The sequence below is a fragment of the Nocardia vinacea genome, from assembly GCF_035920345.1.
Lineage (GTDB): Bacteria > Actinomycetota > Actinomycetes > Mycobacteriales > Mycobacteriaceae > Nocardia > Nocardia vinacea_A.
This window is the reverse complement of the sequence record NZ_CP109149.1, coordinates 5,934,015-5,959,160: the sequence shown is the minus strand read 5'-3', so window position 1 is coordinate 5,959,160 and position 25,146 is coordinate 5,934,015. Positions and strand designations below refer to the sequence as shown.

General features: G+C 68.0%; 1 protein-coding gene (cut by a window edge). It reads left to right on the top strand.

Annotated elements, in window-relative coordinates:
- The first annotated feature begins 94 nt into the window (after positions 1-94).
- Positions 95-25,146, top strand: partial view of a non-ribosomal peptide synthase/polyketide synthase gene (locus tag OIE68_RS27165; protein ID WP_419150807.1) — the 5' portion only. 18,844 nt of this gene lie beyond the right edge of the window; the window shows 25,052 of its 43,896 coding nt (coding positions 1-25,052); its start codon is at positions 95-97; the stop codon falls past the right edge of the window.

Here is a 25,146-nt window from a genome sequence, read left to right as displayed (position 1 = left end):
CGGGAACACAGGCGCCACGCTGATATAGGTGCGCGTCGGCGTCCCGGTGTTCATCGGGGAGCGCTCGTGTGGTGTTCCGGAAGCGAGGTTACGGTTGGACCGGCTGGATTTCGGCGGAAACGGCGAAACTAGTGGCGAACGGGCGCACGCTGCTTCGAGGGAGTCGAGTGAGCCGTTCCCGTTGTCCCCGGCGCAGCTGGGTATCTGGTACGCACAGCACGTCGACCCGCAGGTGCCGATCAACATCGCGCAGTACGTCGACCTGCACGGCGACCTCGACCTGAAGGTCCTGCGCGAGGCGCTGATCAGCTCCGGGCAGGAGCGCGGCTCCGGCATGCTGTGCATCACCGAGATCGACGGCCAGCCGTATCAGTGGATCGACTACACGATTCCGGACCGGGACAAGGTCTACTACGTCGACTTCCGCGATGAGGCCGATCCCGAGGCCGCCGCCATGGCGTGGATGCGCGCCGAGTACAGCGCCCCGCTGAACCTGCTCGAGGATCGGCTGCTGCGCTTCGCGGGCCTGCAGGTGGGCGATCACCACTGGTACCTGTATCTGCGCGCGCACCACATCGTGCTGGACGGCTTCGGCGCGGTGACCAACCTTTCCAGGGTCGCCGACTGGTACACCGCCCTGTTGAACGGCACCGAGCCCGCACCGGCCAATGCCGCGCACCTGCGCACGCTCCTCGAGCAGGAGATGGCCTACCGGGACAGTTCCCGGTTCCAGTCGGACAAGACGTACTGGGCCGAGCGGGTCGCCGGCGTGGGGGACGGCACCAGCCTGGCGGGCCGGTCCGCGGGGCCGGCGCCGATCAACACCCTCAGCAGTGTGCTGCTCTCGGACGAGCAGAACGCGGTGCTGGAAGCGGCTGTGGCGCGCCATGATTCGTCGCCGGCCGGGTTGCTGCTCGCCGCGTTCGCCGGATATCTGGCGCAGTGGACCAGTTCCGAGGACGTGATCCTGAGCCTGCCGGTGACTGCGCGGACCACTGCCGTGATGCGCCGCTCCGGCGGTGTCTCGTCGAATATCGTGCCGTTGCGGCTGCGGATCGGGCACGAGACCACCGTGGCCGATGTGCTCAAGCAGGTCCAGGTCGAGGTGACCGGCGCGCTGCGGCACCAGCGCTACCGGCACGAGGACATCCGCCGCGACGCGGCCGGTGACGGCGTGGTGACCAGGGAGTTCTTCGGCCCCTGGATCAACATCATGCTGTTCCAGGACAAGATCAGCATGGGCTCGATGGTCGGCACCATGGTGGTGTTGTCCACCGGCAGCATCGAGGATCTCGGCGTCAACTTCTATCAGTCCGAGGGCGGTTCGCGCGCGCGTATCGACTTCGAGACGAACCCGAACCTGTACTCCGAGGCGGAGACGCATCGTCAGCACGAACGCTTCCTGGAATTCTTCGAGCGCTTCCTGCGGGCCGAGGCGGATGCGCCGGTCTGGGGCCTCGAGCTGACCACCGCGGCGGAGCGGGAGCTGACCGTCGCGGAGTGGAACGACTCCGAGCAGGACGTCCCGGAAACCACGCTGGCGGCCCTGCTGGATGCGCAGATTCAGCTGACCCCGGACAACGTCGCCCTCGATTTCGAGGGCGCGCAGCTGACCTATGCGGAGTTCGGTGCGCGGGTCAATCGTCTGGCCCGCTTCCTGATCGCCGACGGTGTCGGCCCGGAATCGCTTGTCGCGCTTGGCATGCGACGTTCGCTGGATCTCGTCGTCGGTATGCACGCGGTGCTCGAGGCCGGTGGCGCGTATGTGCCGATCGATCCGGATCATCCGGCCGATCGCACCGCCTACATCCTCGAGTCCGCGGCACCGGTCTGCGTGCTGACGGTCTCCGGTGACGAACTCGAGCTGCCGGAATCGGTGCGCCGGGTGGAAATCGACACCCTCGATGTATCTGCGTACGACGATGCGCCGGTGGCGGATTCGGAGCGGCGCGCGTCGCTGCGTCCGGACAACACCGCCTATGTGATCTACACCTCGGGTTCGACCGGACGCCCGAAAGGTGTTGCGGTAACCCATCATGCGATCGTCAACCAGCAGCTGTGGATGCTCGACGAGTACCGCCTGACTGCTGATGATGTGTACCTGCAGAAGACCGCGACCACCTTCGACGTATCGCTGTGGGGTTACTTCCTGCCGCTGATGGTCGGCGCGAAACTTGTTGTCGCGACCCCGGACGGGCACCGCGATCCGCTGTATGTCGCCGAGATGATCGAGCGGCACGGGGTCACCGTCACCGACTTCGTGCCGTCCATGCTGACGGTGTTCGTTGCCCATGCCACCGCCGCCCAATGCGCCACGCTGCGTGCGGTTTTCGTTATCGGTGAGGCGCTGCCGCCGGAGACCGCCGCGGGTTTCCGCGCGATCACCTCGGCCGGTCTGCACAACCTGTACGGTCCCACCGAGGCTGCGGTTTCGGTCACCTACTGGGAGGCCACTTCCGCTGACACCGTCACGGTGCCGATCGGTATTCCGGAATGGAATGTCCAGGTCTACGTACTGGATTCGCGGCTGCGCCCAGCGGCGGTCGGCGCACCGGGTGAGTTGTACCTGGGTGGACGTCAGCTGGCGCGCGGTTACCGCGGTCGCCCCGACCTGACCTCGGATCGGTTCGTCGCCAACCCGTTCGGCAGCAACGGCGAGCGCATGTACCGCACCGGTGACCTGGTGCGCTGGAATGTCGCGGGCACTCTGGAATACATCGGCCGCACCGACTTCCAGGTGAAATTCCGCGGTCAGCGCATCGAACTCGGTGAGATCGAAACCGATCTGCTCGCCCATCCGGTGGTCAGCCAGGCCGCCGTGCTGGTGGTCGATACCGCGACCGGTCAGCAGTTGGTCGCCTATGTCGTGCCCGCGCCGGGCCAGTCGATCGAACCGATCGAACTCACCCGGTTCGTCGCGGAAAAGCTGCCGAGCTACATGGTGCCCGCGGCGATCATGGTGCTGGACGCGTTCCCGCTCAATACCTCCGGCAAGCTGGATCGAAAGGCTCTGCCGGAGCCGGTGTTCAGCGTGGACGCGGCCGGATTCCGGGCGCCGCGTACCCCGGCCGAGCAGATCGTGGCGGCGATCTTCGCCGATGTGCTCAGCCAGGAACGCGTCGGCATCGATGACAACTTCTTCGATCTGGGTGGCAACTCGCTGGTCGCCACCCAGGTGGTGGCGCGGATCGGCGCGGCGTTCGGCACCCGGATCGGCGTGCGTGCGCTGTTCGAGACCCCGACCGTGGCCGGTCTGGCCGCCCGCGCCGAATCGGCGCCGCCCACCGAGCGGCCACGCCCGGCCCTGGTGGCCCAGCAACTGCCCGAGCGGGTGCCGCTGTCGCTGGCGCAGCAGCGGATGTGGTTCATCAACCAGTTCGACTCCACGGTGCCGACCTACAACCTGCCGTTCGTGGTGCGGTTGGGCGGTCGCGTCGATTTCGACGCGATGCGGGCCGCGCTCACCGATGTGCTGACTCGCCAGGAATCGCTGCGCACCATCTTCCCCAACTCGGGCGACGGCGCCTATCAGCAGGTGCTGCCGATCGAAGAGGTCGACCTCGGTGTCGACGTGCAGCCACTCGAGGCGTCCGAGCTGCTCGACGTGCTCACCGAATTCGCCTCCGCCGGCTTCGATGTCTCGACCGAGCTGCCCATTCGGGTGCGCCTTTATCAGATCATCGGTGCGTCCTCGGATGACACGCCCGAGTACGCGCTCGCCTTCGTCGTGCACCACATCGCGGCGGACGGCTTCTCGTTCGGGCCGCTCGCGCGCGACGTCACGACCGCGTATCTCGCCCGTGCGGCCGGGGAAGCGCCCGCCTGGGCACCGCTGCCGGTGCAGTACCGCGACTACACCCTGTGGCAGCGCGAATTGCTCGGCGCCGAAAGCGATTCCGAGTCCATGGCCGCCCGCGAGATCGCCTACTGGCGGGATGCGCTGGCCGGACTGCCGGATCAGCTGGATCTGCCCACCGATCGGCAGCGTCCGCCGGTGCAGAGCTTCCGCGGCGCGCAGTTCGCTTTCGATCTCGATGCCGAACTGCACACCCGGCTGAGTGCACTGGCCCGCGCCGAGGGCGCGACCCCGTTCATGGTGCTGCACGCCGCGCTCGCGCTGCTGCTGGCCCGGCTCTCCGGCACCACCGATATCGCCATCGGCACCCCGGTCGCCGGACGTGGCGAACAGGCCCTCGACGACCTGATCGGCATGTTCGTCAATACGCTCGTGCTGCGCTCGGAGGTCGATCCGGGACACTCGTTCACCGAATTCCTCACGCGCACCAGGGAAGTCGATCTCGCGGCGTTCGCATACAGCGACGTTCCGTTCGAACGTCTCGTCGAGGTGGTCAACCCGACCCGCTCGCAGGCGCGGCATCCGCTGTTCCAGGTGATGCTGTCGTTCCAGGAGATGTCGCACGGCACACTGGAACTGCCCGGACTGTCGGTGTCCGCGGCGGAACTCGAAGTCCACATCGCCAAATTCGATCTGCTCTGGACGCTGACCGAACAGCGCGGCAACCAGGGGGAGCCCGCGGGCGTTTCGGTGGTCGTCTCCTACGCCACCGATCTGTTCGACGAGGCGACCGTCTCGTCGTTCGCCGATCGACTGGTGCGGATTCTGCACGGCGTTACCGCGGATCCGGCGGCGATCGTCGGCGATATCGATCTGCTCGACGAGCGCGAGGTCGAGCTGGCACGCGACGGCTGGCACGGCGCGCCGCGTGAGCTCGAGGCGGCCGAGACGGTGAGCGATCTGTTCACCCGCCAGGTGGCCGCGACACCGGACGCCATCGCCGTAGTCGACCGTTCCGTCGACGGCTTCACCCCGGCGGTCGGTGCGTCGCTGGCCCACCCGTCGCCCGACCACCACCCCTCATCGAGTCGCTCCGCGACGCTGACCTATGCGGAGTTCGGGTCTCGGGTGCACGCGCTCGCGCGCTGGCTGATCCAGGCGGGCGTCGGTCCGGATGTCCCGGTCGCGCTCGGTATGCGGCGTTCGCTCGACCTGATGGTCGCGATCTACGCGGTGCTCGAGGCCGGTGGCACCTATGTGCCGCTCGATCTCGATCAGCCTGCCGAACGCATCGCCCATGTGCTCGATACCGCCGCGCCGGCCTATGTGCTGACCACGTCGCGGGACCGGTTCGCGCCGGAGGGCCTGGAGTCGCTGGTTGTCGACGAGCTCGATCTGTCCGGGATCTCCGATGCCCCGGTGACCGATGCCGAGCGCGTCTCGCCGTTGCGCCCGGAGCATTTGGCATACGCGATCTTCACCTCGGGCTCCACCGGTCGCCCGAAGGGCGTCGGGGTGTCGCATGCCGCGCTGGTGCACCAGATGCGCTGGCTCATCAGCGAATTCGGGATCGGCGCCGACGACGTCGCGCTGTACAAGACCCCGGCCACCTTCGACGCGTCGGTGTGGGAGCCGTTGGCGCCCTTGCTGACCGGTGGCCGGACCGTGATCGCCACCCACGACGGGTACCGCGACACCCAATATCTGACCGAGGTCATCGCCGCCGAACAGGTCACCGTGACCTCGTTCGTGCCGTCGCTGCTGACCGTATTCGCCGGCACCGTCGATGCGGCGGCACTGAGCTCGGTGCGCATGCTGCTGGTCGGTGGTGAGGCGTTCACCGGCGAGGCGGTGGAGGCGTTCCGCAAGCTCGGCCGCCCCGACATCACGCTGATAAACCTTTACGGCCCAACCGAATTCACCGTCAACGCCACTCACGCGGTCGTCGGCGAGGTGGTGCGCGGCGCGGTGCCGATCGGTGCGCCGGTCTGGAACACCCAGGCCTATGTGCTCGACGCGCGGCTGCACCCGGTGCCGCCGGGTGTCGCGGGTGAGCTCTATCTGTCGGGCGCCCAGCTGGCGCGCGGCTATCTCACCCGGCCGGATATGACGGCCGACCGCTTCGTCGCGAATCCGTTCGGCCCCAGCGGTTCTCGCATGTACCGCACCGGTGACCTGGTGACCCGCGATGCCGCGGGACAGATCGTCTACAGCGGTCGCACCGACTTCCAGGTGAAACTGCGCGGTGTCCGGATCGAGCTCGGCGAGATCGAATCCGCTTTGCGCGCCCATCCCGCGGTGGCGCAGGCGGTCGCGCTGGTCCGTTCCGACAGCCGGCTCGGCGACCAATTGGTCGCCTATGTGGTGCCGACCGAGGCCGAGCCGGAGGCGGGATTCGATACCGCGCTGCGCACGCATCTGTCCGCCATGGTGCCCACCTACATGGTGCCCGCGGCCTTCGTGACGCTGGAGGCCATGCCGCTCAATGCGAACGGCAAGCTCGATCGGCGCGCCCTGCCCAAGCCGGTCTTCGAGGTGCACACCTTCCGTGCGCCGAGTACGCCCATCGAGGAGATCGTCGCCCAGATCTTCGGCGAGGTGCTCGACCTGCCCCGCGTCGGCGTGGACGACGACTTCTTCGACCTCGGCGGCAACTCGCTGATCGCCACCCAGGTGGCCTCGCGCATCGGCACCGCACTCGATACCCGGGTGCCGGTGCGGATGGTGTTCGAGGCGTCCACCGTGGCCGCGCTGGCGGCCCGGGTGGAGTCGCATGCCGGTGCCGGCGCCCGCAGTGCGCTGGTCCCCCGGGAGCGCCCGGAGGAGGTGCCGCTGTCGCTCGCGCAGCAGCGCATGTGGTTCCTGAACCGCTTCGATACCGCCTCGGCGGTCAACAACATTCCGGTCGCGATCCGGCTCTCCGGTGATCTCGATGTCGCCGCACTGCAGGTCGCGGTCATCGACGTGATCGACCGGCACGAATCGCTGCGCACCGTTTTCCCGGAGACCAAGAGCGGTCCGGTTCAGGTCGTGCTCGACGCGGCGCAGATCGTGCCCGACCTGACTCCGTACCGGGTCACCGAGGAGACACTGGTCGAGCATCTGATCGACCTGGCCTCCATGGCCTTCGACGTCACCGACGAAGTGCCTTTGCACGCAAGGCTTTTCGAGATCAGCGAGTCCGAGTTCGTACTCGGCATGGTGGTGCACCATATTTCGGCCGACGGTTGGTCGATGGGGCCGCTGGCGCGTGACGTCATGGTGGCGTACGCGGCGCGCACCTCGTGGGAGTCGCCCGCCTGGTCCGCGCTGCCGGTGCAGTACGCGGACTACGCGCTGTGGCAGCGCGAGGTGCTCGGCTCCGAGGGCGATCCGACTTCGCTGATCTCCAGCCAGATTCGGTACTGGACCGAACAACTCGCCGATCTGCCCGACGAACTGGTGCTGCCCTCGGACCGCCCACGTCCGGCGATCGCCTCCTACCGCGGCGGCACCTACGCGTTCGTGATCTCCGCCGAGACCCAGCGCGCGCTGATAGATCTGGGTCGCAAGCACAATTCGTCGCTGTTCATGGTCATGCACAGTGCGCTCGCCGTGCTGCTGGCGCGGGCCAGCGGTACCAGCGATATCGCGATCGGTACCCCGGCCGCCGGTCGTGGTGAGGCCGCGCTGGACGACCTGATCGGCATGTTCGTCAATACGCTCGTATTGCGCACCGATGTCGCGGGCTCGGCGAGCTTCGCGGATCTGCTCGCCCTGGCAAGAGAAACCGACCTGCAGGCGTTCGCACACGCGGATCTGCCGTTCGAGCGCCTGGTCGAAATTCTCAACCCGGCCCGCTCGCAAGCGCGCAATCCGCTGTTCCAGGTGATGCTGGCGTTCCAGAACGTCAAGCAGGCCAACCTCGAACTGCCCGGACTGTCGGTCAACGGCATCGATTACGACGCCCGACTGGCCAAATTCGATCTGCAGCTGACCCTGCAGGAGACCCAGGAATCGGGCGAGGCCGCCGGTATGTCGGCCGAAATCTCCTATGCCCTAGATCTTTTCGACGAGGACACGGTGGCCGCCTTCGCGCGGCGCCTCGATCGGATCCTGGCGGCCATCATCGCCGATCCGACCGTGCCGATCGGCGACATCCAGCTGCTCGACGATCAGGAAACCGCGCTCGCGGTGGTCGGCTGGAACGACACCGAGCACGATTTGCTGCCGCGTCGTCAGCCGGGCCGCGCGCCGCGTCGTTCCGGTGTTCGCAAGGGTGGCGGGCTCACCTTGGTCGGCGAGTTCGCGGCGCAGGCCGCCGCCACACCGGATGCGGTCGCGATCGTGGATCCGGCGACCGGAACCTCGTTGACGTATGCCGAATTCGGTGCGCGCGTGCACCGGTTGGCGCGTCGGTTGATCGAGGCGGGCGTCGGTCCGGAAAAGCTTGTCGCCCTCGGTCTGCGGCGTTCGGTCGATTTCGTGGTCGCGGCGTACGCGGTGCAGGAAGCCGGCGGCGGTTATGTGCCGCTGGACCTGGATCAGCCGACCGAGCGGATCAGCTATGTGCTCGAGTCGGCGGCACCGGTCTGTGTGCTGACGACCTCGCGGGACAACTTCGAAAGCGGCGGGCTGCCCACGCTTTCCATCGATGAGCTCGAGCTGTCCGAGTACTCGGATGTACCGGTCACCGATGCGGAGCGGGTCGCGCCGCTGCGGCCGGAGAACACCGCGTATGTGATCTTCACGTCCGGTTCGACCGGTAGGCCGAAGGGTGTGGCGCTGCCGCATGCGGCGGTGGTGAACCAGATCCGTTGGATCACCGGTGAATACGGCATCGGTGCCGATGACGTCGTGTTGTTCAAGACCCCTGCCACGTTCGATGTGTCGGTGTGGGAGCTGTTCGGCCCGCTGAGCACCGGTGGCCGGATTGTCGTCGCGAGCCCGGACGGGCATCGCGATCCGCAGTATCTGGCGGAAGTCATTGCGGCCGAACGGGTCACCATGACCTCGTTCGTGCCCTCGATGCTGACCGTCTTCGCGGGCAGTGTGGATGCCGCCGGTGGTGCGGCGCTGGAGTCGTTGCGCGCATTGCTGGTCGCGGGTGAGGCCTTCACCGGTGACACCGTCGCCGCCATTCGCAAAGTCAGCTCCGCCGAGCTCTACAACCTCTACGGCCCGACCGAATTCGCGGTGCACGCGACCCACGGTCCGGTGGCACAGGGGCTGGTCGGCGCGGTGCCGATCGGTCTGCCGGTCTGGAATGCGCAGGCGTATGTGCTCGATGCCCGCCTGCACCCGGTCGCACCGGGTGTCGCGGGTGAGTTGTATCTGGCCGGTGCGCAGTTGGCGCGCGGCTACTTCGGGCGTACCGATCTGACCGCGGATCGCTTCGTGGCCAACCCGTTCGGCGCCTCCGGATCCCGGATGTACCGCACCGGCGACCTGGTGACTCGCAATGCCGACGGTGCCATCGTCTACCTCGGCCGCACCGACTTCCAGGTGAAGCTGCGCGGTCTGCGCATCGAGCTCGGTGAGATCGAAACCGCGCTCACCACACACGATTCGGTGGCCCAGGCGGTCGCGCTGGTGCGTGCGGATGCGCGGACCGGCGATCAGCTGGTGGCCTATGTGGTGCCCGCCAACGGCGGCACGGTCGACCTCGACGAGCTGCGCGCGCACCTGAGCGAGCAGCTGCCGTCGTACATGGTTCCCGCCGCCATCGTGGTGCTCGACGCCATGCCGTTGAACCCCAACGGCAAGCTCGATCGGCGCGCGCTGCCCGAACCCGTCTTCGAGGCCAAGGAATTCCGCGCACCGTCGACCCCGATCGAAGAGATCGTCGTCGACATTTTCAGCGATGTGCTGAGCCACGAGCGCATCGGCATCGATGACAACTTCTTCGATCTCGGCGGCAACTCGCTGGTCGCCACCCAGGTGGTGGCGCGGCTCGGCGCGGCACTGGATACCCAGGTTCCGGTGCGACTGCTGTTCGAGGCGCCGACCGTCGCCGCGCTCGCCGCGCGCATGGAGGCCAGCGCCGGGGCCGGCGCCCGCCAGGCGCTGACTGTGCGGCCGCGGCCGGAGTACCCGCCGCTGTCGCTGGCACAGCAGCGGATGTGGTTCCTCAACCGCTTCGACGCCGATTCGGCCGCCGACAATATTCCGGCGGCGGTGCGGCTGCACGGGCATCTCGATCTGCCCGCGCTGCGCGGCGCGATCGCCGATGTGATCACCCGGCACGAGTCGCTGCGCACGATCTACCCATCGCATGAGGGCGTGGCCTACCAGCAGGTGCTCCCGGCCGCGCGGGCGATTCCGGAACTGGAGATCGTCCCGGTCGCCGAAAGCGAATTGGGCAGTGCCCTCTTCGAATTCATCGGTCGCGGTTTCGATATCACGACCGAATCCCCGGTGCGGATTCGGCTCTACCAGGTCGAGCGCGCGCCGCTGAGCAGCAAGAAGTGGCGCGACAACACTCAGAACCACGTGCTTTCGGTCGTGGTGCATCACATTGCGGCGGACGGCTTCTCGATGCGTCCGCTGGTCCGCGATCTGATGTCGGCCTACATCGCGCGCAGTTCGGAATCCGCGCCGGTCTGGCCGCCGCTGGCGGTGCAGTACGTGGATTACGCACTGTGGCAACGCGAAACGCTCGGCTCCGAGGACGATCCGACCTCGCTGATCTCCGAACAGCTCGGCTACTGGCGGGAAACCCTGGCCGGACTGCCGGAGGAACTGCGTCTCTCGCCCAAGCCGCGACCGGTCGTCGCGTCGTATGCGGCGCGCACGCACCGATTCCAGCTGCCCGGCGCACTGGTGGAGGCACTGAACCGCGTCGCGCACGAGCACAACACCACGCTGTTCATGGTGGTGCACAGCGCCTTCGCGACACTGCTCGCGCGGCTGAGCGGTTCGGATGACATCGCGATCGGCATCCCGGTGGCCGGTCGTGGCGAGCAGGTCCTCGACGACCTGGTCGGCATGTTCGTCAACACCCTGGTGCTGCGCACCCAGGTCGATCCGACCGAAGCGTTCACCGATCTGCTCGCCCAGGTGCGCGAACGCGATCTGCAGGCCTTCGCGCACGCCGACGTACCGTTCGAGCGTTTGGTCGAGGTGCTCAACCCGGCTCGCTCGCAGGCGCGGCATCCGCTGTTCCAGGTGATGCTCTCGTTCCAGAACCTCGGACGCACCTCGCTGGAGCTGCCCGGACTCGCGGTTTCCGAACTCGGCATCGATCCGCCGACCGCCAAGGTCGACCTGCAGCTCACGCTGAGCGAGGGCGCGGAATCGGAGATGGCCGCCGAACTCGTCTATGCCACCGACCTTTTCGACGATCGGTTCGCGGACGCCTTCGCCGAGCGCTTCGTCCGGGTGCTGCACGGCATCACCGCCGCACCGGCGATCGTGGTGGGCGATATCGACCTGCTCGACGACACCGAGCGGGTCCAGGTGCTCGACCGGTGGAACGACACCGAATTCCCGGTGGACGCGGCACTGACCTCCCCGGTCGGCGATGCGGCCGCGACGCTGGTGTCGCTGTTCGAGGCACAGGTGGCGCGCACGCCGGCCGCGGACGCGGTCACCTACGAGGGGACAAGTCTGTCCTATGCCGAGTTCGCCGCCCGGGTACACCGGCTGGCGCGCTGGCTCAAGCAGAACGGCGTCGGCCCGGAATCCTATGTGGCTCTCGGCATGCGGCGCTCGATCGATCTGGTCGTCGGCATGTACGCGATCAATGCCGCCGGCGGTGCGTACGTGCCGCTGGATCCGGATCATCCGGCCGAGCGCATCGACTACATCCTGGAGACCGCGCGACCGGTCTGCGTGCTGACCTCCGGCACCGAGCTGGAGACCACGGTGTCGCGCCAGGTCCGCATCGATGAACTCGACCTCTCCGATTTCTCGGGTGAACCGCTGACCGACGCGGATCGGCATCGCCCGCTGCGTCCGGGCAATACCGCGTACGTGATCTTCACCTCGGGTTCGACCGGTCGTCCGAAGGGTGTTGCGGTCTCGCACGCCGCGATCGTCAACCGCCTGGTGTGGATGCACGCCGAATACGGTCTGTCCGCCGAAGACGTTGTGCTGCAGAAGACTCCGGCGACCTTCGACGTGTCGGTGTGGGAGTTCTTCTGGCCGCTTCAGGTCGGCGCCCGCCTGGTCGTCGCCAAGCCGGACGGCCACCGCGATCCGGCCTATATGGCGCGCCTGATCGTCGACGAGCAGGTCACCACGGTGCACTTCGTGCCGTCCATGCTCTCGGTCTTCGTCGCCGAGGACCGCACGGCCGAATGCACCAGTCTGCGTAATGTTTTCGCCTCCGGCGAGGCGCTGCCCGCCGTGGCCGCGCAGCGGCTGCGCCAGCTGACCGGCGCGCGACTGCACAACCTGTACGGTCCCACCGAGGCCGCGGTCGACGTCACCTTCCACGAGGTCACCGATGCCGATATCAGCTCGGTGCCGATCGGTGCGCCGGTGTTCAACACTCAGGTGTACGTACTGGATTCGCGCCTGCGTCCGGTGCCCGCGGGCGTCCCGGGTGAGCTGTATCTGGCGGGTGCGCAGTTGGCGCACGGTTATGTCGGCCGCCCGGACCTGACCACCGAGCGTTTCGTCGCGAACCCGTTCGGTGCCGCCGAGCGCATGTACCGCACCGGTGACCTCGTCATGTGGACGCCGCGCGGTGAACTGGAGTACCTGGGCCGCACCGACTTCCAGGTGAAGCTGCGTGGTCTGCGCATCGAACTCGGTGAGATCGAGTCGGCGCTCACCGCGCAGGCCGCGGTGGCGCAGGCGGTCGTGCTGGTGCATTCGGATGAGCGGACCGGCGATCAGCTGATCGCCTACCTGGTCGCGAATCCGGACCGGGCCATCGAAATCGAGACCGTCAAGAACACGCTCGGCGAGCAGTTGCCCGCCTACATGGTGCCCGCAGCCTACATGGTGCTCGATGAGTTCCCGCTCAATGCCTCCGGCAAGCTGGATCGCAAGGCGCTGCCCGCACCGACGTTCGCGGCCAAGGTATTCCGCGCGCCGACCACCCCGGTGGAGGAGATCGTCGCGGGCACCTTCGCCGAGGTGCTCGGACTGCAGGGCGCCGGCCACAGTGTCGGTCTGGACGACGATTTCTTCGAGCTCGGCGGCAACTCGCTGATCGCCACCCAGGTGGCCGCACGTCTCGGCGCGGCGCTGGACACCCAGATCCCGGTGCGCGCCCTTTTCGAGGCTTCGAATGTCGCCGCACTCGCCGCACTGGTCGAATCGGCGGCGGGCGAAGGCGGTCGCGCACCGCTGACTCCGCAGCCGCGTCCCGAACTGGTCCCGCTGTCGCTGGCCCAGCAGCGGATGTGGTTCCTGAACCGCTTCGACAACCGCACCGCGGTCAACAACATCCCGGTCGCAGTCCGGCTCACCGGCGATGTCGATATCGCGGCGCTGAACGCTGCCGTCGGCGATGTGCTGGCCCGCCACGAGGCGCTGCGCACCATTTACCCGGAGGTCGAAGGCACCGGTTACCAGCACGTACTGCACACCGACGAGGTGCGCTTCGAGCTGGCCACCGAGGCGATCGCGCCGGGCGCGGTGCCCGCGCGCATCGTCGAGCTGGCGAGCGTGCACTTCGATGTGACCAGTGAGGTGCCGTTCCGGGCCAACCTGCTCAGCATCGATGAGCAGAACCATGTCGCGGTGCTCGTCATGCACCACATCAGTGGTGACGGCTTCTCGCTGCGTCCGCTGCTGCGTGACGTGGTGCTGGCCTACACCGAGCGCAGTCGCGGTGAGGTGCCCGCCTGGGCGCCGCTGGATGTCCAGTACGCCGACTACGCGCTGTGGCAGCGCGACGTGCTCGGCAGCGAGGACGATCCGGAATCCGTCGCGGCACAGCAGCTCGCGTACTGGACCGAGCAGCTGGCCGATCTGCCCGATCAGATCGAACTGCCCGCCGACCGTTCGCGGCCCGAGGTCGCGTCCAATGCCGGTGGCACCCATGGCTTCTCGATCGACGCCGAACTGCACGCCGCACTGGCCGAGCTGGCCCGCGCTCGCGGGGTCACGCTGTTCATGGTCATGCACGCGGCACTGGCGGCCTGGGCGGCCCGGCTGTCCAACAGCACCGATATCGCCATCGGCACCCCGATCGCCGGCCGCGGTGAACGTGCGCTCGACGATCTGGTCGGCATGTTCGTCAACACGCTGGTGCTGCGCAACGAGGTCGAGCCGAGCGCAAAGTTCGGCGATCTGCTCGCGCAGGTGCGCCGCACCGATCTCGCGGCCTTCGCCAATGCCGATGTGCCGTTCGAGCGGCTGGTGGATGTGATCAGCCCGGCCCGGTCGCAGGCGCACCACCCGCTGTTCCAGGTGGCGTTGACCTTCGAGGCCGCCTCGGCCGCGGATATGGGCACCGTCGCGCTGCCGGGTGTCGAGCTGTCGGTGGTCGAATTCGACCCTGGCACAGCCAAATTCGATGTGCAGCTGACCGTCGGCGAGACCGCCGACGGTGCGCTGGGCCTGTCGTGGAATTACGCCACCGAGTTGTTCGATCCGGAGACGGTGGCATCGTTCGCCGATCGCCTGGTCCGGATTCTGCAGAGTGTGGTCGAGGATCCCGAGATCGTCATCGGCGATATCGATCTGCTCGGTGAGGCCGAGCGACTCAATGTGTCGCAGCGCTGGGTGTCGTCCGGATTCGATAGCCTGGCGCGAGCGACGGGCCCGGAGACGGCAGCCCGTGTAACCACGCAGGGCACCGGTAGCGCCGCAATCCGATACAGCGCACCGCGATTCAGTGCACCGGGTACCACGCTGGTCGACCTGTTCGAGCAGGCGGTGGCCGCGCATCCGGACAATACGGCGGCCAAATTCGGCATCGAATCGCTTACCTACGCGGAACTGGATCGGCGCGCTAATGTGTTGGCGCGCAGGCTGATCGCCGACGGCGCGGGTCCCGAATCGCTGGTCGCGGTGATCCTGCCGCGTTCGCTCGATCTCGTGGTCGCACTGCTCGCGGTGGTGAAGACCGGTGCGGGCTATGTGCCGGTCGATCCGACCTACCCGGCCGACCGCATCGCCTACGTGCTCGCGGACTCGCGTCCGACCAGCGTGATCCTCGATTCCACGGTCCAGGTGACCGTGCCCGACGAACTGCCGACCGTGGTGCTCGACGGATTCGCGGTGGAGACCGGCAATGTCGAGGACGCCGACGATGCCCCGATCACCGACGCCGACCGCCTCGCGGCGCTCACCCCGGACAATGTCGCGTACGTGATCTACACCTCCGGCTCGACCGGCCGCCCGAAGGGTGTGGCGGTCGCGCACCGGAATGTGGTGCGGCTTTTCGCCAATACCGATCGCGACTTCGGCTTCGGCCCCCGCGATGTGTGGACGCTGTTCCACTCCTACGCCTTCGACTTCTCGGTGTGGGAGCTGTGGGGTCCGCTGCTGTTCGGCGGCACCCTGGTGGTCGTCGACTACTACACCTCGCGCTCGCCCGAACAGTTCCTGGAACTGCTGCGGGTGGAGCAGGTCACGGTGCTCAACCAGACGCCGTCCGCGTTCTACCAACTGGCCGAAGCGGATCGCAATGCCGCACCGGATGCCGATCCGCTGGCCTTGCGCTACGTGGTGTTCGGCGGTGAAGCCCTCGAACTGCGCAGGCTGTCGGATTGGGTCGCCCGACACGGCGACGGCACCGAAAGGCGCTCGGCGCATACCGCTCCGCTGCTGGTCAATATGTACGGCATCACCGAGACCACGGTGCACGTGTCCTACCGTGCGCTGGACGCCGCGACCATCGCCGCCGCCTCCGGCAGTGTGGTCGGTCGCGCCATCGCGGGTCTGCGCGTGTACGTCCTCGACAATCGGCTGCGGCCGGTGCCCGTCGGCGTCGCGGGCGAAATGTATGTCGCGGGACCGCAGTTGGCCCGCGGCTACCTCGGTCGCTCGGACCTGACCACCACCCGGTTCATCGCGAACCCCCTCGCCGACGCGGAGGCCGCGGGCACGCGCCTGTACCGCTCCGGCGACCTCGCGCGCTGGAACCGCTTCGGCGAACTCGAATATCTCGGCCGCGCCGACGATCAGGTCAAGGTGCGCGGCTTCCGCATCGAACTCGGTGAGATCGAATCCGCCATTTTGGCCCAGCCGGGCATCGCCCAGGCCGCGGTCATCGTGCGCGAGGACCAGCCGGGCGATCAGCGGATCGTGGCCTATGTGGTCGCCGAACCCGATGTGATCCCGGATCTCGACGTCGTGCGCAGCGGTGCGGCGCAACGACTTCCGTCCTACATGGTGCCCGCGGCGCTGGTGCGGCTCGAGTGGATTCCGTTGACCGTCAACGGCAAGCTGGACCGTCGCGCGCTGCCCGCGCCCGCGGTGCAGGCCAGGGCCTTCCGCGCCCCGGTGACACCGGTCCAGGAGACCGTCGCCGCGGTCTTCGCCGATGTGCTCGACGTGCCTCGGGTCGGTGTCGACGACGACTTCTTCGACCTCGGCGGCAACTCGCTCATCGCGACCAGGGTGGTCGCCCGGATCGGCGCGGCGCTCGGCACCACCGTCCCGGTGCGCGCGCTGTTCGAGGCCTCCACCGTGGAAGCGCTCGCGGCCCGGGTGGAATCGCATGCCGACGGCGCCGCGCGCGCCCGGCTCGTGGCCCGTCCGCGCAAGGCCGACGAACTCGTGCCGCTGTCGTTCGCGCAGCAGCGCATGTGGTTCCTGAACAAGTACGACACCGCATCGGCGGCGTACAACCTCCCGGTTGCCATCCGGTTGACCGGTGCGCTCGATATCGAGGCGCTGCGGCTGGCGGTGGCGGATGTGGTGCGCAGGCACGAATCGCTGCGCACCCGCTATCCGGAGCACGGCGGCACCCCGGTCCAGGTGATCGTGCCCGCCGACGCGATCGCGCTCGACCTGCAGCCGGTTTCGGTCGATCCGGCCGAGCTGACCGCGGTGGTGACCGAATTCGTGACCACCGGATTCGATGTGTCCGAACAGGCTCCGCTGCGCACCAGGCTCTTCTCCGCCGGTGCCGACGAGCATGTGTTCGTCGTCGTGGTGCATCACATCGCGGCCGACGGCTTCTCCATCGGCCCGCTGACCCGCGACGTGATGCTCGCCTACACCGCGCGTGCCCAGGACGCCGCGCCCGGCTGGGCGCCACTGCCGGTGCAGTACGCGGACTTCGCCATCTGGCAGCGCGAAGTCCTCGGTGCAGAGGACGATCCGACTTCGCTGATGGCGCGTCAGGTGGCGCATTGGCGGCGCGCACTCGACGGCATCCCGGACGAACTGCCGCTGCCCACCGATCGGCCGCGTCCCGCGATCGCCTCGCATCGCGGTGCGACCCTGCAGACCGAACTGTCCGCCGAACTGGTGGCGGCGCTGGAAGGTATTGCGCGCCAACGCGGTGCGTCGCTGTTCATGGTGATGCACAGTGCGCTCACGGTGCTGCTGGCCCGTTTGTCGGGCACCGACGATATCGCCGTCGGCTCGCCGATCGCGGGACGCGGTGAGCAGGCGCTCGATGATCTGGTCGGCATGTTCGTCAACACCCTTGTGCTGCGCACCGGTATCGATCAGTCGGAATCGTTCACGGCGCTGCTGGACCGGTTGCGCTCGACCGACCTGGACGCCTTCGGCAATGCCGACGTGCCGTTCGAACGGCTGGTGGAACTGCTCGCGCCGGAACGCTCGCAGGCGCGCAATCCGCTGTTCCAGGTGATGCTCGCATTCCAGAACCTGGAGCGCACCACACTCGAATTGCCGGGTCTCTCGGTGTCCGCCCTGGACCTCGCAGAGAATGTGGCCCGCTTCGACCTGCAGTTCACGCTGTCCGAAACCGGTTCCGCTGGAATGACTTTGGCGCTCACCTACGCCACCGAGCTGTTCGACGAGTCGACGGCCGAGCTGATCACGCAGCGTTGGCGGCGGGTGCTGGAGGCCATTGCCGCCGACCCGACCGTCACGGTGGGTGCCATCGATGTGCTCGACGCGCAGGAGCGGGCCGATCTGATCGCCCGCACCGGTGCGCCCGCGGTGCCCGCGCGCACCCTGCCCGAACTGCTGGCCGAGGCCGCCGCGATGGATCCGAAGGCGACCGCCGTGGTGTTCCAGGGTGCACGTGTGGCCCACCCGTCGCCCGACCACCACCCCTCATCGAGTCGCTACGCGACGCTGACATATGGCGACCTCGACGAGCGGTCGAACCGGTTGGCGCGCTTGCTCATTGCCGAGGGCATCGGCACCGAGGATCTGGTCGCCGTCGGTGTGCCGCGGTCCGCGGATTCGGTCTTCGCCGCCTGGGCGGTATCGAAGACGGGTGCGGCATTCGTGCCCGTCGACCCGAACTACCCGGCCGAGCGCATCGCGCATATGGTCACCGATTCCGGTTCCCCCGTCGGCCTGACGGTCGCGGCGGTTCGCGACGGCCTGCCGGATTCGGTGCGCTGGCTGGTGCTCGACGAGCTCGACCTGGACGGATTCGACGGCGGTCCGATCACCGACGCCGATCGGGTCCGCCCGCTGCGTCCGGCGCATCCGGCCTATGTCATCTACACCTCGGGCTCCACCGGTGTGCCCAAGGGTGTGGTGGTCACACATGCCGGACTCGCGAACTTCAGCGTCGAGCAGATCGTGCGCTACGACCTCGATTCCGGTTCGCGCGCACTGCATTTCGCCTCGCCCAGCTTCGACGCCTCGATCCTGGAACTGCTGCTCGCGGTCGGCGCGGGCGGCGCGCTGGTGGTGACGCCGCCCGGCGTGTACGGCGGTGAGGAACTGTCCGAGCTGATCCGCACCGAGCGGGTCACACACGCGTTCATCACACCCGCCGCGCTGGCAACCCTCGATCCGACCGGCCTGGACTCGCTGCGCGTGCTGGTCGCCGGTGGCGAGGCGGTTCCGGCGGATCTGGTCGCGAAATGGGCAGTGCCGCTGGAGAACGGATCCGTCCGCAACTTCCACAACGGTTACGGTCCGACCGAGACCACCATCATGACCAATATCAGCGAGCCGCTGGTGGTCGGTGACACGGTGGTGATCGGTGCGCCGATCCGCGGTATGCAGTCGCTGATCCTGGACGCCCAGCTCCGGCCGGTGCCGGTGGGTGTCGCGGGTGAGCTGTATCTGTCGGGCATCCAGCTGGCGCGCGGTTATCACGCTCGCGCCGGGCTGAGCGCCGAACGCTTTGTGGCCAATCCGTATGTCGCGGGTGCGCGCATGTACCGCACCGGTGACGTGGTGCGCTGGACCCGTACCGGCGAGGTCGAATATGTGGGCCGCTCCGACTTCCAGGTGAAGGTGCGCGGCTTCCGTATCGAACTCGGTGAGATCGACGCGGCGTTGGCATCGCACGAGACCGTCGACTTCGCGGTCACCGTCGGCCACAAGGGCGCGGCGGGTGCCACCTCGCTGGTGTCGTATGTGGTTGCGGTACCGGGTCATTCGATCGATGTCGCCGAGCTGACCGCGCACGTCGAGGAACGCCTGCCCGCGTACATGGTGCCGTCGTCGGTGATGGTGATCGACCACATTCCGCTGACCCCGGTCGGCAAGCTGGACCGTAGGGCCCTGCCAGAGCCGGTGTTCGCGACCGAGGTGGTCTTCCGCGCACCGCGCACGCCGATCGAGCACACCATTGCCGAGGTCTTCGCCGAGGTGCTCGGCGTCGAGCGCGTCGGTGTCGACGATTCGTTCTTCGCCCTCGGCGGCGACAGCATCGTGTCCATCCAGCTGGTTTCGCGGGCCAAGGCGCGCGGTGTGGTCTTCACCCCGCGGAATGTCTTCGAGCAGCGCACCGTGGCCGGACTCGCCGCGGTCGCCGAGACCGCCGACAGCACCGATACCGCCGTCGAGGCGCTGGCCGAGCTGCCCGGTGGCGGCATCGGCGCCATGCCGCTGACCCCCGTGGTCCGGTTCATGGCGCAGCGGCACGGTTCGTTCGGCCGGTTCAACCAGACCATGGCGCTCGAATTGCCGGTCGGCATCGATCGCGCGGGCATCGCGAAAACCGTTGCCGCGGTGGTCGACCGCCACGACATGCTGCGGGCCCGGCTGTACCGCGAGGGTGACGACTGGACCCTCGAAACCGTCGAGCCGGGCAGCATCGACGTGGACGCGCTGATCGATCGCACCGAATTCGATGCCGGTATCGACGACGCCGCACTGTTCGAAATCGCTTCCGCCGCATTGGATGCCGCACTGGATCGACTCGATCCGGCTGCCGGCGTGGTGGTTCGGTTCGTCTGGCTGGAACCGTCGGACGGCAGCCGCGGCGGCCGCCTGATCGTGGCCGCGCATCACCTCGTGGTGGACGGTGTGTCCTGGCGCATTCTGGTGCCGGACTTCGTCGCCGCCTGGGGCCAGCTCACCGCGGGCCAGGAACCACAGCTCGTCGCGCCCGCGACCTCGATGCGGGCCTGGGCGGACGCGCTGCGGCGCGAGGCCGAAAGTGCCGAGCGGGTGGCCGAACTCGACTACTGGCGCTCGGTGGTCGGCACGGCGGATCCGTTGCTGACCGAGCGTGCACTGGACCCGGCCGTGGATACCTCGGGCGCCATCGAGAAGCTGCAGGTCGAGGTGTCGGCGGAGGTCACCAAGGCGCTGTTGACCACCGTGCCCGCGCTGTTCCACGGCGGCGTCAACGACGGTCTGCTCACCGCGCTCGCCCTGGCGACCGCGAAGTGGCGCGCTGGCCGCACCACCGCTCGCACCGACGATGCGCTGCTGATCCGCCTGGAGGGCCACGGCCGTGAAGAGGGCATCGTGCCCGGCGCGGATCTCTCGCGCACCGTCGGCTGGTTCACCGCGATCTTCCCGGTCCGCTTCGACCTTTCCGGCGTCGATATCGATGCCGCACTGACCGGCGGCCCCGCGCTCGGCAAGGCCGTCAAGGCGGTCAAGGAGCAGCTGCTCGCGGTGCCGGACAAGGGCATCGGCTACGGCCTGCTCCGCTACATGAATGCGGCCACCGCGACGGACCTGCCTGTCGAACAGCCGGGACAGGTGAGCTTCAACTACCTGGGCCGCGTCTCCGAGGGCGATGTGCCCGAGGCGCTGCGCGGCTTCGGCTGGATCCCGGCCGCCGAACTCGGTGCGCTCGGTGGTGCCTACGACGCGGATATGCCCGCGATGGCGCCGCTGGATATCAATGCCATCGTGGTCGGCGACAAGCTGACCGCGAATATCGGCTACCCGAGCACCCTGCTCGATGCCGCGCAGGTCCGCGAATTCGGCGAACTGTGGACTACCGCACTGGAAGCGGTTGCCCGGCATGCCAATTCGAACGGCGCGGGCGGGCACACACCGTCCGACTTCGCCCTGGTGCGCTCGACCCAGCGCGATATCGACAACTGGGAGCAGCGCTTCCCGGCACTGGCCGATATCTGGCCGCTGTCCGCGCTGCAGGCGGGTCTGCTGTTCCACGCGCGCCTGGCCGCCACCTCGGTGGACGTCTACACCGCGCAGGCCGTAGTGACGCTCACCGGCCGGGTGGATCCGACCCGATTGCGTTCGGCCGCACAGGCTCTGGTGGATCGCTACGAGAACCTGCGCACCGCCTTCGTCACCGATAACGACGGCAACCCGGTGCAGGTCGTCCTCGACAGCGCCCGCGTCGCCTGGGCCGAGCACGACCGGATCGAATCCGGCGACGCCGCCGATCTCATCGCCGCCGACCGCACCCAGCGCTTCGATCTGACCGCGCCGCCGCTGATCCGCTTCACACTGATCCAAACTGCTTCCGCGGCGGCCGCGACGGGCCCGGAGGCGGTGGCGGAGCGCGACCACGGAGGGACCCGCGGCCGCCGCCAATCGGACACAGGCAGTTGGCAGTTCGTGGTTTCCAACCACCACATCCTGCTCGACGGCTGGTCCATGCCGCTGCTCATGCGGGATCTGCTGGTGCTCTACGCGGCGCACGCCGATGCCAATGTGCTGCCCGCGGTGCGCTCCTACCGGCACTTCCTGGAATGGACCAGGCAGCAGGATCATGCGGCGTCGGTGGCCGCGTGGACCGCCGCACTGCGCGGTGTCAGCGAACCGACGCTGCTCTCGCGCCCGGATGCGAGCCGCGAAATCACCTCGCTGTCCAGCGAATACTTCTTCGAGCTGGACGAGCAGGCGACCGCGCGACTCACCGCACTGGCCGCCTCGCTCGGCGTCACGCCGAATACCGTGCTGCAGGTTGCCTGGGGCATCCTGATCGGCCGGATGACCAGCCGTGACGATGTCCTGTTCGGCACCACCGTGTCCGGCCGTCCGGCACAGCTGTCCGGCGTCGAATCGATGGTCGGCCTGTTCATCAACACCGTCCCGGTGCGGGTGCGCTTCGATCCGTCGGAATCGGTGGAGCAGTTGCTCACCCGGACCCAGGGCGAGCAGGCGGATCTGCTCGATCACCACTACGTCGGCCTGGCCGATATCCAGTCCGCCGCCGGTATCGGCGGGCTGTTCGACACGCTGGTGGTCTTCGAGTCCTACCCGGTCGACGCCGAGGGCATCCGGGCGCAGGCCGCCGATATCGATGGCATGGCTGTGGTCGATATGCAGGCCGCCGATGCCACGCACTATCCGCTGACCCTGATCGCGCAGCTGGACTCCCAGCTGCGGGTTCGCGCGGGTTACCTGCGCGACCTTTTCGACGAGCAGACCGTGCGCCGCATCGCCGACCGCCTGGTGCGGGTGCTCACCACGATCACTACCGAACCCGCTGCAGCGGTAGGCGATATCGAACTGCTCGATACCGCCGAGCGTGAGCTCGTGGTGTCCGATTGGAACGACACCGCACACGACGTAGACGCTGTGTTGTCGGCTCGCTCCGCAGGCTCCGCGCACGGGTCCACGTTGGTCTCGATGTTCGAGGCCCAGCTCGCCGCGACACCGGACGCGACCGCGCTGACGTTCGAGGGGACCAGTCTGACCTACGCCGAGTTCGGCGCCCGGGTCTACGGCCTGGCGCGCTGGCTCATCGAACGCGGTGTCGGCCCGGAATCGTATGTGGCCCTCGGTATGCGGCGCTCCATCGATCTGGTGGTCGGCATGTACGCGGTGGCCGTGGCCGGTGGCGCGTATGTGCCGCTTGATCCGGATCATCCGGCCGAGCGCACGGAATACATTCTCGCCACGGCCGATCCGGTCTGCGTGCTGACCTCCGGTGACGATCTGAAGATCGATACCGCCCAGGTGCGCATAGATCTGCTCGACCTGTTCGGGTTGTCGGACGAGCCGGTGACCGAGGCGGAACGGCGTGCGCCGCTGCGCCCGTCGAATACCGCGTACGTGATCTTCACCTCGGGTTCGACCGGCCGTCCGAAGGGTGTGGCGGTCAGCCATGCCGCGATCGTGAACCGCCTGGTGTGGATGCAGTCGGCCTACGGGCTGACCGGCGCCGATGCCGTACTGCAGAAGACACCCGCCACCTTCGACGTTTCGGTGTGGGAGTTCTTCTGGCCGTTGCAGATCGGTGCACGGCTGGTCATCGCGAAGCCGGACGGGCACCGCGATCCGGCCTACCTCGCCGAGATCATTACCGCGGAGCGGGTCACCGTCACCCACTTCGTGCCGTCCATGCTGTCGGTCTTCGTGGCCGATGCCGCCGCGGCGCGGTGTGATTCGCTGCGACTGGTATTCGCCTCCGGTGAAGCGCTGCCGCCCAAGCCCGCGCATCGCCTGCGCGAGCTGACCGGTGCGGCGCTGCACAACCTGTACGGCCCGACCGAGGCCGCCGTCGACGTCACCTTCCACGAGGTGGTCGCGACCGATACCGACACCGTGCCGATCGGTGCGCCGGTCTTCAATACCCAGGTCTACGTGCTCGATTCGCGGCTGCGCCCGGTTCCGGTGGGTGTTGCGGGTGAGCTGTATCTGGCGGGCACCCAGTTGGCGCGCGGCTATGTCGCACGTCCGGATCTGACCAGCGATCGGTTCGTCGCGAACCCGTTCGCCGTCGATGGCGCGCGCATGTACCGCACCGGCGACCTGGTGGCCTGGACGGCCGACGGTGAGCTGGATTACCTGGGCCGCACCGACTTCCAGGTGAAGCTGCGCGGTCTGCGCATCGAGCTCGGCGAGATCGAGCAGGCGCTCACCGCGCTGGACGAGATCGCCCAGGCCGTCGTCGTGGTGCGCGGCGACCAGCACACCGGCGACCAGCTCGTCGCGTATGTCATCGCGACGCCGAACCTGCGGCTGGACATCGAGACGGTGCGCGAGGATCTGGCGCGGCAGTTGCCCGCGTACATGGTCCCGTCGGTGGTCATCGTGCTCGACGCCTTCCCGCTCAACGCCTCCGGCAAGCTGGATCGAAAGGCACTGCCCGCGCCGGTGTTCGAGGCCGCGGTATTCCGCGCGCCGACCACGCCGGTCGAGGAGATCATCGCGGCCACCTACGCCGATGTGCTCGGCCTGGAACGCGTCGGACTCGACGACGACTTCTTCGCACTCGGCGGCAACTCGCTGAGCGCCACCCAGGTCGCCGCCCGGCTCTCGGCCGCACTGGATACCGATCTCGGTGTCCGCGAACTGTTCGAGGCGTCCTCGGTGGCCGCGCTCGCGGCCCGCGCGGAGTCCCGGGCCGGTGCCGGTGGCCGGACGGCCCTGGTGCCGCAGCAGCGTCCCGAGCGGGTGCCGCTGTCGCTGGCACAGCAGCGCATGTGGTTCCTCAACCGCTTCGATCCGGAATCGGCCGTGGACAATATCCCGGCCGCGGTGCGGCTGTCGGGTCTGCTCGACCGGCAGGCACTGCAGATCGCGGTCGCCGATGTGCTGGCCCGCCACGAATCGCTGCGCACCTTCTACCCGGAATACGACGGCACCGCCTACCAGCAGACCGTCTCCACCGCCCGGGTGATCCCGGATCTGACGCCCATCGACGTCACCGAGGCCGAACTGCCGCAGCGTGTTGCGGAGGTCATCCTGACCGGCTTCGACGTCACCGCCGAAGTTCCGTTCCGGGCCAAGCTGTTCGAGATCAGCCCGACTGAACATGTGCTCGCCCTGGTGGTGCACCACATTTCGGCCGACGGCTTCTCGATGGGCCCGCTCACCCGCGACGTGATGACGGCCTATGCCGCGCGCGTCGAGGGTGGCGAGCCCTCCTGGCGGCCGCTCGAGGTGCAGTACGCCGACTTCGCGCTGTGGCAGCGCGCGGTGCTCGGCGCCGAATCCGATCCGGAATCGGTGATCTCGGCGCAGATCGAGTTCTGGTCCAAGACCCTGCGCGGCCTGCCCGAACAGCTCGACCTGCCCACCGACCGGCCGCGGCCGGCGGTGGCATCGGGTCGCGGTGCGACGCACATCTTCGAGATCGATGCCGAAACCCACGGCAAGCTCACCGAACTCGCGCGCACCAGGGGTACGACGCTGTT